Source organism: Streptomyces sp. ISL-36 (genome assembly GCF_018614205.1).
Lineage (GTDB): Bacteria > Actinomycetota > Actinomycetes > Streptomycetales > Streptomycetaceae > Streptomyces.
Window position 1 is genome coordinate 24,869 of the sequence record NZ_JAGGOS010000013.1, and the last position, 15,640, is coordinate 40,508.

Below are 15,640 nucleotides of genomic sequence, written 5' to 3' on the forward strand. Positions count from 1 at the left end.
CGAACCGACGCAAGGCGCCACTCCCGACCGGGCCCCTCTGCGGCGTTTTCGGTCGTTACGGCGGTGGTGCCGGTCGCCTCGGCGGCACGGCGCCACGGTGCCTACGGTGCCTACGGTGCCGCTACGGTGCCGCCGCGTCGATCGCCTTCACGATTCGCTTGTCCGAGACCGGGTACGCCGTGCCCAGCGCGTGCGCGAAGTAGCTGACCCGGAGCTCCTCGATCATCCAGCGGATGTCGGTGACCTCCTTCGGCACCGGCCGCCCCTGCGGGAGCTGTTCGAGCAGCCACGCGTACTCGTCCTGCATCTCCTGGACCTTCTCCATGCGCGTGGTGTCCCGCTGGACCCCCGTCGGCATCTGCTGCAGCCGCCGGTCCACCGCCACCAGGTAGCGCATCAGGTCCGGCAGCCGCCGCAGCCCCGTCCTCGTCACGAAGCCCGACGGCATCAGCCACGCCAGCTGCTCGCGCACGTCCGCCAGGTTGTTGATCAGGGCCAGGCTGTTCGTCGCCTTCAGACGCCGCTCGCAGGCCTGCCAGGCCGCCAGGATCTGCTGGACCTGGCCCACCGTCCGTACCGTCGTGTCGACGAGGTCGGCGCGGACCTTGTCGTACAGCTTCCGGAAGGACTCCTCGTCCCAGACCGGCCCGCCGTGGTCCGCGATCAGCCGGTCGGCCGCCGCGGTCGCGCAGTCGTCGAAGAGCGCCTGGATCGAGCCGTGCGGGTTCCGGGACAGGGCCAGCTTCTGCTGATTGGTCAGCTTGTCCGAGGCGAACTTCGCCGGGTTCACCGGGATGTTCAGCAGGATCAGCTTCCGCGTCCCCCGCCACATCGCCTGCGCCTGCTCCGCCTCCGTGTCGAAGAGGCGTACGGAGACGGTCTCGCCCTCGTCCACGAGCGCCGGGTACGCCTTGACCGGCTGCCCGGCCCGCCGGGTCTCGAAGACCTTGGTGAGCGTGCCGATCGTCCACTCCGTGAGCCCCGTGCGCTCCAGGGACTGCCCGGAGCCGTCCGGGCCCGCCGTGGCCGCCGCGGCGGCCTTGGAGAGCGCCTGACGGGCCTTGGGGCGCAGCTTCAGCCTGAGCGCCTCCAGATCCTTGTCCTCGGCCACCTTGCGGCGCCGCTCGTCGACGATCCGGAAGGTGATCTTGAGGTGGTCCGGGACGCGCGACAGGTCGAAGTCGTCCGCCGTGACCGGGACGCCCACCATCCGCTGCAGCTCGCGTGCGAGCGTGACCGGCAGCGGCTCCTGCAGCGGTACGGCCGAGTCGAGGAAGCGGTCGGCGTAGTTCGGCGCGGGCACGTAGTGGCGGCGGATCGGCTTGGGCAGGGAGCGGATGAGCTCCGTGACGACCTCTTCCCGCAGGCCCGGGATCTGCCAGTCGAAGCCCTCGTCGGTGACCTGGTTGAGGACCTGGAGCGGGATGTGGACCGTGACGCCGTCCGCGTCCGCGCCCGGCTCGAACTGGTACGTCACCCGGAACTTCAGAGGACCCTGACGCCAGGAGTCCGGATAGTCGTCCTTGGTGACCGCGCCGGCCTTCTCGTTGATGAGCATCTCGCGCTCGAAGTCGAGGAACTCCGGTTCCTCACGGCGCTTGTGCTTCCACCAGGAGTCGAAGTGCGCGCCGGACACGACGTGCTCGGGCACCCGCTGGTCGTAGAAGTCGAAGAGCGTCTCGTCGTCGACCAGGATGTCCCGGCGGCGGGCGCGGTGCTCCAACTCCTCGACCTCGGTGAGGAGCCTGCGGTTGTCGGCGAAGAACTTGTGGTGCGTGCGCCAGTCGCCCTCGACGAGCGCGTTGCGGATGAACAGCTCGCGCGAGGCCTCGGGGTCGATCTTCCCGTAGTTCACCTTGCGGTCCGTGACGATCGGGACGCCGTAGAGCGTCACCTTCTCGATCGCCATGACCGCCGCCTGGTCCTTCTCCCAGTGCGGCTCGCTGTACGTCTTCTTGATCAGGTGCTGGGCGAGCGGCTCGATCCACTCCGGCTCGATCTTCGCGTTGACCCGGGCCCACAGGCGGGAGGTCTCCACCAGCTCGGCGGACATGATGAAGCGCGGGGGCTTCTTGAAGAGCGCCGAGCCGGGGAAGATCGCGAACTTGGCGCTGCGGGCGCCCAGATACTCGTTCTTGGCGCCCTCCTTCACGTCCTTCATCCCGATGTGGGACAGGAGTCCGGCGAGGAGCGAGGTGTGGACGGACTGCTCGGGCGCGTCCTCTTCGTTGACATGGATGCCCAGCTGCTTGGCGACCGTCCGCAGCTGCGCGTAGATGTCCTGCCACTCGCGGACGCGCAGGAAGTTCAGGTACTCCTGCTTGCACATCCGGCGGAAGGAGCTGGATCCGCGCTCCTTCTGCTGCTCGCGGATGTACCGCCACAGGTTCAGGAAGGCGAGGAAGTCGCTCGTCTCGTCCTTGAAACGGGCGTGCTGCTGATCGGCCTGGGCCTGCTTCTCGGCGGGGCGCTCGCGCGGGTCCTGGATGGAGAGCGCGGCCGCGATCACCATGACTTCCCGTACACAGCCGTTCTTGTCGGCCTCCAGGACCATCCGGGCCAGACGCGGGTCGACGGGGAGCTGGGAGAGCTTGCGGCCCTGCTGGGTCAGCCGCTTCTTCGGATCCTTCTCGGCCGGGTCGATCGCACCGAGCTCCTGGAGGAGCTGCACGCCGTCGCGGATGTTGCGGTGGTCCGGCGGGTCGATGAAGGGGAACTTCTCGATCTCGCCGAGGCCGGCCGCGGTCATCTGCAGGATGACGCTCGCCAGATTCGTCCGCAGGATCTCGGCGTCCGTGAACTCCGGGCGGGAGAGGAAGTCGTCCTCGGAGTAGAGACGGATGCAGATGCCGTCGGACGTACGGCCGCAGCGGCCCTTGCGCTGGTTGGCGCTGGCCTGGGAGACCGGCTCGATGGGCAGCCGCTGGACCTTGGTGCGGTGGGAGTAGCGCGAGATGCGGGCGGTGCCCGGATCGATCACGTACTTGATGCCGGGGACGGTGAGCGAGGTCTCGGCGACATTCGTGGCGAGGACGATCCGGCGACCCGAGTGGGCCTGGAAGACGCGGTGCTGCTCGGCGTGGCTCAGGCGGGCGTAGAGGGGCAGGATCTCCGTGGCGCGCAGCTGCTTCTTGATCAGCGCGTCCGCCGTGTCGCGGATCTCGCGCTCGCCGGAGAGGAAGACGAGGATGTCGCCCGGGCCCTCGGACTGCAGCTCGTCGACGGCGTCGCAGATCGCGGTGATCTGGTCGCGGTCGGACTCGTCGCTGTCCTCCTCCAGGAGGGGGCGGTAGCGGACCTCGACGGGATAGGTCCGGCCGGAGACCTCGACGATCGGCGCGTCGCCGAAGTGGCGGGAGAAGCGCTCGGGGTCGATGGTCGCGGAGGTGATCACGACCTTGAGGTCGGGGCGCTTGGGCAGCAGCTGGGCCAGATAGCCGAGCAGGAAGTCGATGTTGAGGGACCGCTCGTGGGCCTCGTCGATGATGATCGTGTCGTAGGCGCGCAGCTCGCGGTCCGTCTGGATCTCGGCGAGCAGGATGCCGTCCGTCATCAGCTTCACGAAGGTCGCCTCGGGGTTCACCTGGTCGGTGAAGCGGACCTTCCAGCCGACCGCCTCGCCGAGCGGTGTCTTCAGCTCGTCCGCGACGCGCTCGGCGACGGTACGGGCGGCGATCCGGCGGGGCTGCGTATGGCCGATCATGCCCCGCACGCCCCGGCCGAGCTCCAGACAGATCTTGGGGATCTGCGTGGTCTTACCGGAGCCCGTCTCACCGGCGACGATCACGACCTGGTGGTCGCGTATCGCCTCCAGGATCGCGTCCTTCTTCTGGGAGACGGGCAGCTGCTCGGGGTACGTGACGGCGGGCACGCGGGCGGCACGTCCGTCGACGCGCTCCTTGGCCTTGCCGGCCTCGGCGGCGATCTCGTCCAGGACGGCCTCACGGGCCTCGGGCTTGCGGATGCGGCGGGCGCCCTCGAGACGGCGGCCGAGCCGGTGGGCGTCCCGCAGCGAGACCTCGGCCAGGACGGACTGGAGGGCGGCGAAGGAAGTAGACATACGGAATCCAGGATCGCACCCCGGGCCGAGAACCGGCGAACCGATTTACCGGGGCCGTGGCGGGCGGCCCGTAAGATTTCGGGCAGTCCACCCGAGAGGTCTCCCCATGTCCCGCACCGCCCGCGCGTCGGTGGCGCTCGCCGCGCTGCTGGGCGTGGCCCTGGGGCTGCTGGTGTGCGGCGCGGCGTCGGCCGCCCCGGCGGCGGCGAGTGCCGTGGCGGCGAACGCGAACACCGCGAGCACTGCGGTGGCCGTGGACGTGGTGGTCGTGGACGCGGTGGCCGGGGACGCCGGGGCCAGGGCGCCGGGCTGCGACCAGGGACACGCGGTCGACGGCGCCGCCCGGCCGGCGAGCCCGCCGCGCCCGAACGGGTTCGGGGAGCTGCTGCCCGCGCTCGCGGCCGGGCGACCGGCCGGCGGGGCAGGGGCCGTGGGCCAGGACGTACACGATCTGCTGCCGGGTCCTGAGCCGCCGGAGCTCGTACCGCCGTCCCCGGTGGAACTGTCGATCCTGAGGGTGTAGCGGGCCGACCCCGTCGTCGTCCGTCCGCTTTCTCCACGTTCAGGAGCGTTTTCCCCATGTCCAAGCCCGCGTCCCGGTCCTCCGCGTCCACGTCCGCGTCCCGGTCCCACTCCAAGCCGATCATGATCGCCTCCGGGGTGGCGGTCGCCGCCGCCCTGCTCGGGATCGTCTCGTACACCGCCACCAAGCCGTCCGGGTCCGGAGGCGCCGGTGGCTCCACCTCGGTCGCGGAGGTCACCGCCGACCCCACCGCCGGCGTCTATCCCGAGCTGGAGGCGTACGCCCGCCGCGACCCCTCCGACAAGCTGGCCCTCGGCCGGGCCGACGCGCCCGTCGTCCTCATCGAGTACGCCGACTTCAAGTGCGGCTACTGCGGGAAGTTCGCCCGGGACACCGAGCCCGCGCTGGTGAAGAAGTACGTCGAGAACGGCACCCTGCGCATCGAGTGGCGGAACTTCCCGATCTTCGGCGAGGAGTCGGAGGCGGCGGCGCGGGGCGCGTGGGCGGCCGGGCAGCAGGGGCGGTTCTGGGAGTTCCACCGGGCCGCGTACGCCGAGGGCGCCAAGGAGAAGGGCTTCGGCAAGGAGCGGCTGGCGGCGCTCGCCGAGGAGGCGGGGGTCGGGGACCTCGCGCGGTTCGCACGTGACACGGACAGCGCGGCGGCCCGGACGGCGGTGAGCAAGGACCAGGAGCAGGGGTACGCGCTGGGGGCGACCTCGACCCCCTCCTTCCTGATCAACGGGCGGCCGATCGCCGGGGCGCAGCCGATGGAGACCTTCACGGAGGCGATCGACGCGGCGGCGAAGGCGGCGAAGGCCAAGACCGGCACCGGCGGGACGGTGGGGCGGTGACCAGCGACATCGGCTATCTGGCGGCCTTCCTCGGGGGGCTGCTGGCCCTCCTCAGCCCGTGCAGCGCGCTGCTGCTCCCGGCGTTCTTCGCGTACTCGATCGACTCGGCGAGCCGGCTCCTCGCCCGTACCGGGATCTTCTACGCCGGGCTCGCCACCACGCTCGTCCCGCTCGGCGCGGCCGGGTCCTTCGCCGGGCGCCTGTTCTACGGCCACCGCGATCTGCTGGTGGGGCTCGGCGGCTGGCTGATCATCGTGCTCGGTGTGCTCCAGATCCTCGGTATCGGCTTCGCCTCCCGCCGGATCGCCGAGGTCAGCGGCCGGATCCGCCCCACCGGGGCCCTCTCCGTCTACGCCCTCGGCCTGGTCTACGGCCTCGCCGGCTTCTGCGCCGGCCCGATCCTCGGCAGCGTCCTGACGGTGGCGGCGCTGAGCGGCAGCCCGGCGTACGGCGGGCTGCTTCTCGCGGTGTACGCGCTGGGCATGGCGGTCCCGCTGTTCCTGCTCGCGCTGGTCTGGGAGCGGTACGAGCTGGGCCGGCGCCGCTGGCTGCGGGGCCGCCCGATCCGTGTGGGCCGCTTCGAGGCGCATTCGACCTCGCTGCTGTCCGGTCTCTTCTTCGTCGTGCTGGGCACGGTCTTCCTGGTCTTCGACGGCACCACGGCGCTGCCGGGGCTGCTCTCGGTGGACGACTCGTTCGCGGTGGAGGAGCGGGTGGCGTCACTGGGCCGATCGGTACCGGACGGGGTGCTGCTGATCGCGGTGGTGGCGGTGGTGGCGGTGGTGCTCGCGGTACGGGGGTGGCGCGGCAGGCAGCGCGAGGAGCCCAACGAGCCGGCATGACCGGGCGGCGTAACCCGGCGGCGCCCGGTGGGCGCCGCTCGGGGGCACCGCTCGGTGGGGCACCGCTCCGTGGGGCACCGCTCCGTGGGGCACCGCTCCGTGGGGCGGCGCGACGAAGAAGGCCCCGTCCGATGGACGGGGCCTTCTTTTTTGTGGCTGGGGCCGGGGTCGAACCGGCGACCTATCGCTTTTCAGGCGATCGCTCGTACCAACTGAGCTACCCAGCCACGAGATCATTTCTGACCTCAGCGATCCTGACGGGACTTGAACCCGCGACCTCCACCTTGACAGGGTGGCGAGCTAACCAACTGCTCCACAGGACCTTGCAATGTGCGAGAACAAGTCTCGCACACAGTGTTGCGTGCCCCCAACGGGATTCGAACCCGTGCTACCGCCTTGAAAGGGCGGCGTCCTGGGCCACTAGACGATGAGGGCTAAGGGCCCACCTGGGCGCTTTCCAGCGCGTCGGGGACGTGAGAAGCATATGGGATGCCGGCCGCTATCGCCAAAACGGTTTCCCGTCGGCGCCGCCGCCCCGCCCGGGTCAGCCCCAGCCCAGCTCGTGCAGTCGGTCGTCGTCGATGCCGAAATGGTGGGCGACCTCGTGGACCACGGTCACGGCGACCTCGTGGACCACGTCCTCCCGGGTCTCGCAGTAGCGCAGGGTCGGGCCCATGTAGATGGAGATGCGGTCCGGCAGGACCCCGGCGTACCACTCCCCGCGCTCGGTGAGAGGCGTTCCCTCGTACAGCCCGAGCAGCTCCGGGTCCGAGGGGTCGGGTTCGTCCTCGACGAACACGGCCACGTTGTCCATGACCCGGGTGAGCTCCGGGGGGATCGTGTCCAGGGCCTCGGCCACCAGCTCTTCGAACGTGTCGCGTGTCATCTCCAGCACACCGCCATTGTCCGCGACGGCCGCCCGGTTGCGGGGCGTCCTGCCGAAGTGGTCCCCGGGGGTTGTCCGCCGGGGGCGTGTCCCTTGTGGCGCGAAGGGAGTTGGGCAGCGCGACGCGTACTTCTCTCGCGTTCCGCGTTCCGATCCTGCCCGCTGTGTCCTGGAGGTGCCCTCCGTGCCCTGTTTGCCCACCCGTGTCAGATGGGCCGCTGCCGCGCTGGCGGTCGCCGCCTGTGCCGGTCTGAGCGGCTGTATGAGTGTCGGGGACGAGGGTGCGAAGCCGGCGCCCAGCAAGTCCGCGGGGAAGCAGGGCGTGGCCGCCGAGTCCGACGGCGGGGTCGGCGTGTCGGACCGGCGCGGCGGGGGGCACGACGTGTCCGGGAAGGGCGGGCCGGAGGCGGACGGCTCCGGCGAGGAGTCGCCGGTGCCGAGCGGCTCGCCTTCGCCCACCGGGAAGCCGTCGGCGGACTCGTCGTCGGGCGGCGGCCCGGGGGGCAGGCCGGAGCCCGGCCAGGAGCCCGGTGGGACGGGTGGGGCGGGAGGCGCCGGCGGGCCCAGTGCGCCGAGCGGGGAGAGTTCCCCGCCGGTGGAGCCGCCGGAGCCCACGCCGACCCCGGATCCGACTCCGCCCCCGACGCAGGAGCCCACCGCGGAGCCGACCACCGAGCCGACCGAACCGCCGACGTCGTCCCCCGGAGCGGACACCCACATGGGTGCCATGAAGGCGGCGGACGGGCCCGGCGGGCCGGCCGAGCCGGAGGCATCGCCGCAGGTGGGGCCGGTGTGACGAAGGCCGGTTTGCAATGAGGCGGGGAGGGTGCGTATGGTTATAGATCGTTTGATCCCATTGCCCGGCGCCGAAAAAGAAGAGCGCCGTGTGGCGCGTACTCTCCCTAGCCGTGGCTGACCGCATTGAGGCGGTCGATTTGCGAATTTCACGGAGTTGACGGGCGCGTGCCGAGACTCCGGAAGGTTTCGCATTTCGCATGTCCATTTTCAGTTCTGACCACGCCGTCATGCCCGAGAACGACGAGATCGTCGAGGCCCTTGAGGTCACCGAGATCGTCGAGACCGAGGCTGCCGAGCTCGAGTCCTCCGAGACCCAGTCCACCGAGGCCGAGTCCTCCGAGCCCACCATCACGTTCGCCGATCTCGGTCTTCCCGAGGGCGTCGTGCGCAAGCTCGCGCAGAACGGCGTGACCACCCCCTTCCCGATCCAGGCGGCGACCATCCCGGACGCCCTGGCCGGCAAGGACATCCTCGGCCGCGGCCGTACCGGCTCCGGCAAGACCCTCTCCTTCGGTCTGCCGACCCTGGCGCAGCTCGCCGGCGGCCACACCGAGAAGAAGAAGCCCCGCGCGGTCATCCTCACCCCGACCCGCGAGCTCGCCATGCAGGTGGCGGACGCCCTCCAGCCGTACGGTGACGTGCTCGGCCTGAAGATCAAGGTCGTCTGCGGCGGTACGTCGATGGGCAACCAGATCTACGCCCTCGAGCGCGGTGTCGACATCCTCGTCGCCACCCCGGGCCGACTGCGCGACATCATCAACCGCGGCGCCTGCTCCCTGGAGAACGTCCAGGTCGCGGTCCTCGACGAGGCCGACCAGATGTCCGACCTGGGCTTCCTGCCCGAGGTCACCGAGCTGTTCGACCAGATTCCGGTCGGCGGCCAGCGCATGCTCTTCTCCGCGACCATGGAGAACGAGATCGGCACCCTGGTCAAGCGCTACCTGAACAACCCCGTCACGCACGAGGTCGACAGCGCCCAGGGCAACGTCTCGACCATGACGCACCACGTCCTCGTCGTGAAGCCGAAGGACAAGGCGCCGGTCACGGCCGCGATCGCCGCCCGTAAGGGCCGCACGATCATCTTCGTCCGTACCCAGCTGGGTGCCGACCGCATCGCCGAGCAGCTCATCGACTCCGGCGTGAAGGCGGACGCGCTGCACGGCGGCATGACGCAGGGCGCCCGTACCCGAGTCCTCGAGGACTTCAAGAAGGGTTACGTCAACGCGCTCGTCGCGACCGACGTCGCCGCCCGCGGCATCCACGTCGACGGCATCGACCTGGTCCTGAACGTGGACCCGGCCGGTGACCACAAGGACTACCTGCACCGCTCGGGCCGTACCGCTCGGGCCGGCAAGTCCGGTGTCGTCGTCTCCCTGTCGCTGCCGCACCAGCGCCGCCAGATCTTCCGGCTGATGGAGGACGCGGGCGTCGACGCCACGCGCCACATCGTGCAGGGCGTCGGCGCGTTCGACCCGGAGGTCGCCGAGATCACCGGCGCGCGTTCGCTCACCGAGGTCCAGGCGGACTCCGCGAACAACGCCGCCAAGCAGGCCGAGCGCGAGGTCGCCGACCTCACCAAGCAGCTGGAGCGCCTGACCCGCCGTGCCGCCGAGCTCCGCGAGGAGGCCGACCGCCTGGTCGCCCGTTCCGCGCGTGAGCGGGGCGAGGACCCGGAGGCCGCGGTCGCCGAGGTGACCGAGGCCGCCGAGGCCGAGATCGCCGCGGTGGTGGCCGAGCCGGTGCGCGAGGAGCGCCGCGAGGAGCGCCCGGCGTTCCGCGACGAGCGGGGCAACTACGAGCGCCGTGACCGCGGCGGCGACCGTGGCGGTTTCCGTCGCGACGACCGCGGCGGTGACCGTGGTGGCCGTTCGTTCGAGCGTCGTGACAACGACCGTCCGTCGTCGGGTGGTTTCCGTCGGGACAACGACCGTCCGTCGTCCGGTGGCTTCCGCCGTGACAACGACCGTCCGTCCGGTGGCTTCCGTCGTGACGACCGCCCGTCGGGCGGCTTCAACCGCGACGACCGCGGTGGCGACCGTCCCACGGGCGGCCACCGTGGCAGCGACCGTCCGTTCAACCGTGACCGTCGCGACGACCGTCCCGCGGGCGGCTTCCGCTCGGGCGGCGGCGACCGCCCGTACGGCCGCCGTGACGACCACCGCGGCGGCGGCGAGCACCGCGGCACCGGCTCGAACAGCTCCTCCTTCGGCCGCCGCGACGACAAGCCGCGCTGGAAGCGCAACGGCTGACGCCGAGTGACCTGAGGAACAGGGCCCGTACGACACGAGGGTGTCGTACGGGCCCTTTCGTATCCCCTCGCCACCGCTCTTTGAACGGGTTCGAAAATCGCTTCCGCGGTGCCTGAACAGGTGTTACAGTCGGCGCACTTGCATGGGGGGTCTGCAGTGGGGGGCACGCGCGTTCGCGCTGCCGACCGCGGCACATGTGCCGCGTCCCCTCCGTGCACTCATCGCATGCATGGAGACGACGTGACTCAGCACGTTCGGCCCAGGAGGGCCACCCTTCGCCGGATACTCGGCACCGCGCTCGTACCCGTCCTCGGGCTCGGCGCCGTGGCGGCCGGAGCCCCGGCCGCGTTCGCGGCGCCGACGGCCGGCGCCGCCCTCGGCACCACCGCGGGAACCTCCGTGGCCCCCGACCCGTGGGCCGCCTCGGTGCCCCTGACGGACGGGGCGGCCATCCACGGCATCCGTGACCTCAGGACGGCCAAGGACGGTGCCGTCGTCGCCCTCTGGGACCGCACTCCCGAGGACCACAGCAAGCACGAACTCCTCGTGTCGGTACGCCCGGCCGGCAGCGCCGTCTGGGGCGCGCCGCACCTCCTCGCCACGACGTCCACCGGGCGCGGCGACGCCGAGCTCGTCGTCTCGGCCGACGGTTCGGTCACGGCGGCCTGGATGGAGTTCCCGAACGATCTGCCGCCGTACAACGAGAAGCCGGGCGGCTCCTTCCGGATGGCCGTCCTCGCGGCCGGAGCCACCACGTGGTCCGCCCCGTCCGACATCATGACCGACCCCGGCTGGGTGCACAGCGGGAAGCTGGCCGGCTCCCCGTCCGGGACGCTCGTCGCGGTCTGGGCGCGCTACACGGGACCGTCGACCGAGCTGTACTCCGCGGTCCGTACGGCGCCCGGCGAGGCGTGGTCGAAGCCGGACAGGCTCGACGAGGCTCTGACGGACATGCCGCTCTCTTCCCACCCGCAGCTCATCGCCTCGGGCCAGGGCACGGCCACGGTGGCGTTCGCCCAGAGCGGTGCCGACAGCGGCGTGGTCAAGGTGGCCGACCTGGCCGCCGACGGGACGGGCTGGAGCAAGCCGGTCACCGTCTCCGCCCCGGGCGAGTACGCCGGCAACCCCACGCTGGCGCTCGGCCAGGGCGGTCACGCCGCCCTGGTCTGGGCGGCACGGGAGTCCCCGTCGAGCGGTGATGCGGTGGAGGTGGTCGCCCAGCGCCCCGCCGGGAGCCTGATCTGGGGGGCCCAGGAGCCGGCCAACGGATTCGAGACCGGCGCCTGGCGCAAGGTCGCCGTCGGCCCCGAGGGCGACGTGACCCTGCTCGGTGTCGCCCCTGCCGGCTCCGTGTTCGGCGCTCGTACCACCACCCGGTCCGCTTCCACCGGCAGCTGGTCCGCTCTGAAGACGCTCTCCACGGGCTATGTGCCGGACGACCAGTTCGACCTCACGGTCGGCCCCGACGGCAGCGCGCACGCCGTCTGGACCCAGAACTCTTCGTCGGCGGGCGGGAAGCTGATGACAGCCTCCCGGATCGACGGTGTCTGGTCCGCGGCCCCGACGCCGCTCAGCACCAACACGGACGGCTACGCCCTCGGTGAGATCACCGTCGACGCCACCAACCGCCCGGTCGCCGTATGGCAGCAGTCCACCGGCGACTTCACCACCCAGCTGCGTGCGGCCACCACCGCTCCCCTGCCGCCCGAGCCACTGCCCAAGTGGCGTGACTTCAGCGGCGACGGCAAGGGCGACCTGATCGCCCTCACCTCGGCCGGCACGCTGACCGTCCGCACGGGAACGGGCACCGGAAGCCTGGGAACGGGGGCCTCGGCGAGCGGCTGGCCGGCGTCGTCGCTGGTGGTTCCGGTCGGGGACCTCTCGGGGGACCGCTGCAACGATCTGGTGGTGCGTGACTCGGCGGGCGCGCTGACCCGCCACGACGGAAGCTGTGGCAAGGCCTTCTCGCCGAGCGGTCCCCGGCTCGCACTCGGCAGCGGCTGGAACATCTACAACTCGCTGACCTCGCCGGGCGATCTGACGGGCGACGGACGGGCGGACCTGCTGGCGCGTACGTCGACCGGTGAGCTGTGGCTGTACCCCGACAACGGCGCCGGCAGGTTCGGCACGCGCGTCAGGATCGGCACCGGATGGCAGATCTACAACCAGGTCACCGGCGTCGGCGACCTGAACGGCGACACGTTCGGCGACGTGCTGGCCAGGGACACGGCCGGTGTGCTGTGGAGGTACTACGGCACGGGCACGGGCACGCTGGGCGGCCGGGTGAAGGCCGGCACGGGCTGGCAGATCTACAACGCCGTGGCGGGCGTCGGCGACCTCAACGCCGACGGCAGGGCGGACCTGGTCGCCCGTGACACGGCCGGTGTGCTGTGGCGGTACGACGGCACCGGCGCGGGTGCGTTCGGTGCCCGTGTGAAGCTCGGCGGCGGCTGGCAGATGTACAAGACCCTGTCCTGACGACCGCGCGGCCCCGCGCGGCCCCGGCCGTGCCATCCGGCGACGCTCCGACCCCATATGGGGTCGGAGCCGACGGGTGACGGAGGCTATGCTGCGGGTGCGGGCCGTTAGCTCAATTGGCAGAGCAGCGGACTTTTAATCCGTTGGTTGTGGGTTCGAGTCCCACACGGCCTACCGAACGGCCCCAGGTCAGAGACGTTCTGACCTGGGGCCGGAGTCGTTTTTGGCAGGTGAAGATCGTTAGCTCAGCCGATGCTCAGCCGAGTTGCATACGAAGGAGCCCCGCTCGGCCAGGGGGACGGGCCTGGCCGAGCGGGGCTAAAGCCGTGGGCTACACGGCAGGTGAACCGCTTCCCGGGCACGTCTCAGTGCCGGTGCCGCCCCTCTGGTGCATCGCGACGGGCTGGCCGCGCTCGGCGCCTACGCCCGCTCCGCACACGGGGCAGTTGCCTTCGACAAGGGCAGGGTCGAACCGCATATCAGTCCTCCTGGATCAGGTGGTGCCTGATAGGGGTGGTGCCACCCGCCCCGCGTCGGGGGCGGGAGTCTCAGACGGCGGCCTGGAGGTCAAAAGCCCGGCCGCCGACACCCTGCCCGGGGCGGGCAGTGTGGTGGATCAGGCAGAACGCCCGCGCCTCGTTCTGGAAGATCACGCCGAAGCCAGGGGTCTGAGCCTCGCTGCTGTAGGCGTAAGCCTCCGCGATCTGCTTGTTTCCGCTATTCGCGAGCGCGGCGGCGAAATACTCCTGAGCGCGGGCAGGGGAGGCTTTGCCGTTCTCAAACAGCTGGGGGTACGCGACCTCGGCCGGCGGCTCGCCCTCGACCGGGATCTCCGGACCCTCCCATTTGTCGCCGGGGGCGGCGGCGGCCGTGACGCCCAGCCAGAACTGGGCGCCGGTGGTGAGCGTCACGTGGATGCCGCGCAGGTGCTCAGCGCCGCGGTCCCACGCCTCTGCGGACAGGACATCGGGCGCTGCGGCCAGAGCGGAGACGGCGAACTGGTGGAACGTGTCGAGTCGCATTTGTGAACTTTCGGTCGATGGCGGCCGAGCCAGTCTAGGCGGGTCAGCATCGGGGCTGGAGAGGCTTCACCGAGGCGAGCTCAGATGGCCACAGCGTGTGACCCGGGAGGGTGCTCAGAGGGTGATACCGAGCGCCAGAACGGCCAAGACGACGAGGACGACGAGGCAGTAGACGGCCTGCCGCTGGAGGTCACTCATGGCGATTCCGGTGTCAGGGGCGGGAGCCCCGAGCGGCCCACGAACGGGGCCCCCGCCCCCCGGTCGGCGGCCTGGTGGTCGTTGAGGGCGCTCAGCATGTCCCGGGCGGCGAGAGCCAGGTGCCGGGCATAGGACCACGGGCCCAGCGGTCCGTCCTCCGGGCCGTCCGCCAGCAGCTGCGTCCAGGTCTCCAGGACGGCGGCACCGCGTACCGAGCGTTCAGCCGGGGGGATCTCCTCGACGCCGGCCGCGAGGGTGATGCAGTGCGTGAGGAGTCGGTCGGTCAATGCGGCGAGGGCCAGCGCGTCCGGGTGGTGCCGCATCTCCAGGACCCGACGGATGTCGGCCTCAACAGAGTCCTTAACCGGGTCCTCGACGTCGCCGGAGCCTTGGAGCAGGAGCTCGCCCAGCTCCACCTCGACAGTGGTCCTGGGGTCGGCCAAAACCTGTGGTGTCAGCTCGATAGCGTCCACAACGGCGCCCTTCCTACTACGCTGAGTTGTCCGTTCGGCACTGCAACTAAGACGGTAGAAGCCGGAGATCGCTGCCAGAAGTGACCGCAGGTACGGGTATTCGACCCGGACAGGGCGCAGAGGGGGCACCATGGACAGCCATCCGCACAACCCAGACCCCCGGTCAGGGTTCCCGCTCGCGAGCGCGTGGGGGAGTGGGCTCCGGGTACGTGTTCCGCCTCATCCGCGAGCAGCTCGGCCGCACCCAGGAAGACCTGGCCGAGGAATTCCCTGTCTCCCCAGACACGATCGCTGGTTGGGAGTCAGGGCGCCGGCCCCTGACCGCCACACCTGTCGGCCAGATGCTCGTCCACCGGCACCGCCTTCTCCAGCTCGGCGCCGTCCCTGCCCTGCTCCTCGCCTTGGAGCGGGCGATGGAAGCGGACGTCCTCCTCGCCAGCGCCTTGGACGAGGAGGCGCCCACTTCGGCCAACCCGATGGGAGCTTGGGTCATGCAGCGGGACCTGGTCGAGGTTCTCGCCTGGCCACTGAACGGCGTCCCCCCCGCCCCGCTGCGCGACCTGCCCCCTCCGCCCCGTCCCCGCCGCGGCCCCGTCCCAGCAGCGCCAGAGCTACCCGCCGGGGACCGCACGCGGTTCTTCACCCGCATGCGCCGCACGGCTGAACAGGCCCGCAGTAAGGAGGACTTCCTGCTGCGTCGTCAGGCCTTGTACCTGGCGGGATACGACGATGCGCCCGACACCACGGAGTGGCTCTCATCGAAGGAGCGCACGGCGCGGCCCGACGACTGGCTCACGCGGTGGCTCAACGCGCGGTCGGTCGCTGCCGTCGCCGCCCGTCAGGGTGACCAGGACAGGATGGACCACTTCATCAGAACGACCCTCGCCGACAGCGACCCAAGCGAAGCGGCCAACCTCAACTACTGGGCGTACTGGATCGGAGAGACGCCGCACATTCAGCTGTCTGACGACTTCATCGCCTCGCCCCAGCCAGCGCCTTGGCAAGGCGACAAGCTGATGCAGCACCTTGTGCGCGGGCTCACCCCGAACCACGGCTTCTTCGACCTGAACGTACACACCCTGTGGGCGCTCCTGGCCGCACGCCCCAGCCTGCTGCGCCCGTCATCTGGCGCCGGTCAGGGCCTGCGAATCAGTCTCCCGGTGCTGTTGGATAGCAAGGAGCTGTCGGCGCGATCCCGCCGCGAGCTCGAAGGCATCCGGTACGCGATCCGCCTCGCTGAGGCGTGAGAGGAGACGGACG

At 70.8% G+C, this 15,640-nt stretch carries 11 protein-coding genes and 4 tRNA genes; 8 read left to right on the forward strand and 7 right to left on the reverse strand.

Annotation, left to right across the window (positions count from 1 at the left end):
- Positions 1-121: 121 nt before the first annotated feature.
- On the reverse strand, positions 122-4,060 hold the full coding sequence (gene hrpA, locus J7E93_RS02490) for an ATP-dependent RNA helicase HrpA (protein ID WP_215065554.1): 3,939 nt from the start codon (positions 4,058-4,060) through the stop codon (positions 122-124).
- A 106-nt stretch (positions 4,061-4,166) separates the two neighbouring features.
- Between hrpA and J7E93_RS02495 the strand changes: the two genes are divergently transcribed.
- The 3 genes from J7E93_RS02495 to J7E93_RS02505 are packed head-to-tail and all read left to right on the forward strand — an operon-like array spanning position 4,167 to position 6,276.
- Positions 4,167-4,583, forward strand: a complete 417-nt coding sequence (locus J7E93_RS02495) for a hypothetical protein (RefSeq protein ID WP_215065555.1) — start codon at positions 4,167-4,169, stop codon at positions 4,581-4,583.
- A gap of 56 nt (positions 4,584-4,639) precedes the next feature.
- On the forward strand, positions 4,640-5,434 hold the full coding sequence (locus J7E93_RS02500) for a thioredoxin domain-containing protein (protein ID WP_215065556.1): 795 nt from the start codon (positions 4,640-4,642) through the stop codon (positions 5,432-5,434).
- Positions 5,431-6,276 carry a cytochrome c biogenesis CcdA family protein gene (locus J7E93_RS02505; RefSeq protein ID WP_215065557.1) on the forward strand — a complete coding sequence of 282 codons (846 nt, stop codon included), beginning with the start codon at positions 5,431-5,433 and terminating at the stop codon, positions 6,274-6,276. The genes J7E93_RS02500 and J7E93_RS02505 overlap by 4 nt, the downstream gene beginning before the upstream one ends.
- A gap of 153 nt (positions 6,277-6,429) precedes the next feature.
- On the opposite strand, the gene J7E93_RS02510 is transcribed toward J7E93_RS02505, so the two are convergent.
- From J7E93_RS02510 to J7E93_RS02525, 4 genes are all read right to left on the reverse strand, one after another.
- Positions 6,430-6,503, reverse strand: a tRNA-Phe gene (locus J7E93_RS02510).
- Between the two features lie 22 nt (positions 6,504-6,525).
- Positions 6,526-6,599, reverse strand: a tRNA-Asp gene (locus J7E93_RS02515).
- 39 nt (positions 6,600-6,638) lie between these two features.
- Positions 6,639-6,711, reverse strand: a tRNA-Glu gene (locus tag J7E93_RS02520).
- A gap of 109 nt (positions 6,712-6,820) precedes the next feature.
- A complete protein-coding gene (locus J7E93_RS02525; protein ID WP_215065558.1) occupies positions 6,821-7,171 on the reverse strand; it encodes a metallopeptidase family protein in 351 nt (116 codons plus the stop codon).
- A 175-nt stretch (positions 7,172-7,346) separates the two neighbouring features.
- Between J7E93_RS02525 and J7E93_RS02530 the strand changes: the two genes are divergently transcribed.
- The 4 genes from J7E93_RS02530 (at position 7,347) to J7E93_RS02545 (ending at position 12,861) form a co-directional block, all read left to right on the forward strand.
- A complete protein-coding gene (locus J7E93_RS02530) occupies positions 7,347-7,958 on the forward strand; it encodes a hypothetical protein (protein ID WP_215065559.1) in 612 nt (203 codons plus the stop codon).
- 199 nt (positions 7,959-8,157) lie between these two features.
- The gene (locus J7E93_RS02535) at positions 8,158-10,209 is read left to right on the forward strand and encodes a DEAD/DEAH box helicase (RefSeq protein ID WP_215065560.1); all 2,052 of its coding nucleotides are present in this window, start codon (positions 8,158-8,160) and stop codon (positions 10,207-10,209) included.
- A gap of 240 nt (positions 10,210-10,449) precedes the next feature.
- Positions 10,450-12,687, forward strand: coding sequence for an FG-GAP-like repeat-containing protein (locus tag J7E93_RS02540; protein WP_215065561.1), 2,238 nt, complete (start codon positions 10,450-10,452; stop codon positions 12,685-12,687).
- A 101-nt stretch (positions 12,688-12,788) separates the two neighbouring features.
- A tRNA-Lys gene (locus J7E93_RS02545) sits at positions 12,789-12,861 on the forward strand.
- A gap of 374 nt (positions 12,862-13,235) precedes the next feature.
- Here J7E93_RS02545 and J7E93_RS02550 read toward each other — a convergent pair.
- A complete protein-coding gene (locus J7E93_RS02550) occupies positions 13,236-13,709 on the reverse strand; it encodes a hypothetical protein (RefSeq protein WP_215065562.1) in 474 nt (157 codons plus the stop codon).
- Positions 13,710-13,903: 194 nt separating this feature from the next.
- Complete coding sequence (locus J7E93_RS02555; protein ID WP_251065936.1) at positions 13,904-14,350, reverse strand: DUF6415 family natural product biosynthesis protein; 447 nt, start codon at positions 14,348-14,350, stop codon at positions 13,904-13,906.
- Positions 14,351-14,520: 170 nt separating this feature from the next.
- Here J7E93_RS02555 and J7E93_RS02560 point away from each other — a divergent pair, with 170 nt between their 5' ends.
- Positions 14,521-15,627 carry a DNA-binding transcriptional regulator gene (locus J7E93_RS02560; RefSeq protein WP_215065645.1) on the forward strand — a complete coding sequence of 369 codons (1,107 nt, stop codon included), beginning with the start codon at positions 14,521-14,523 and terminating at the stop codon, positions 15,625-15,627.
- The last annotated feature ends 13 nt before the right edge of the window (positions 15,628-15,640 follow it).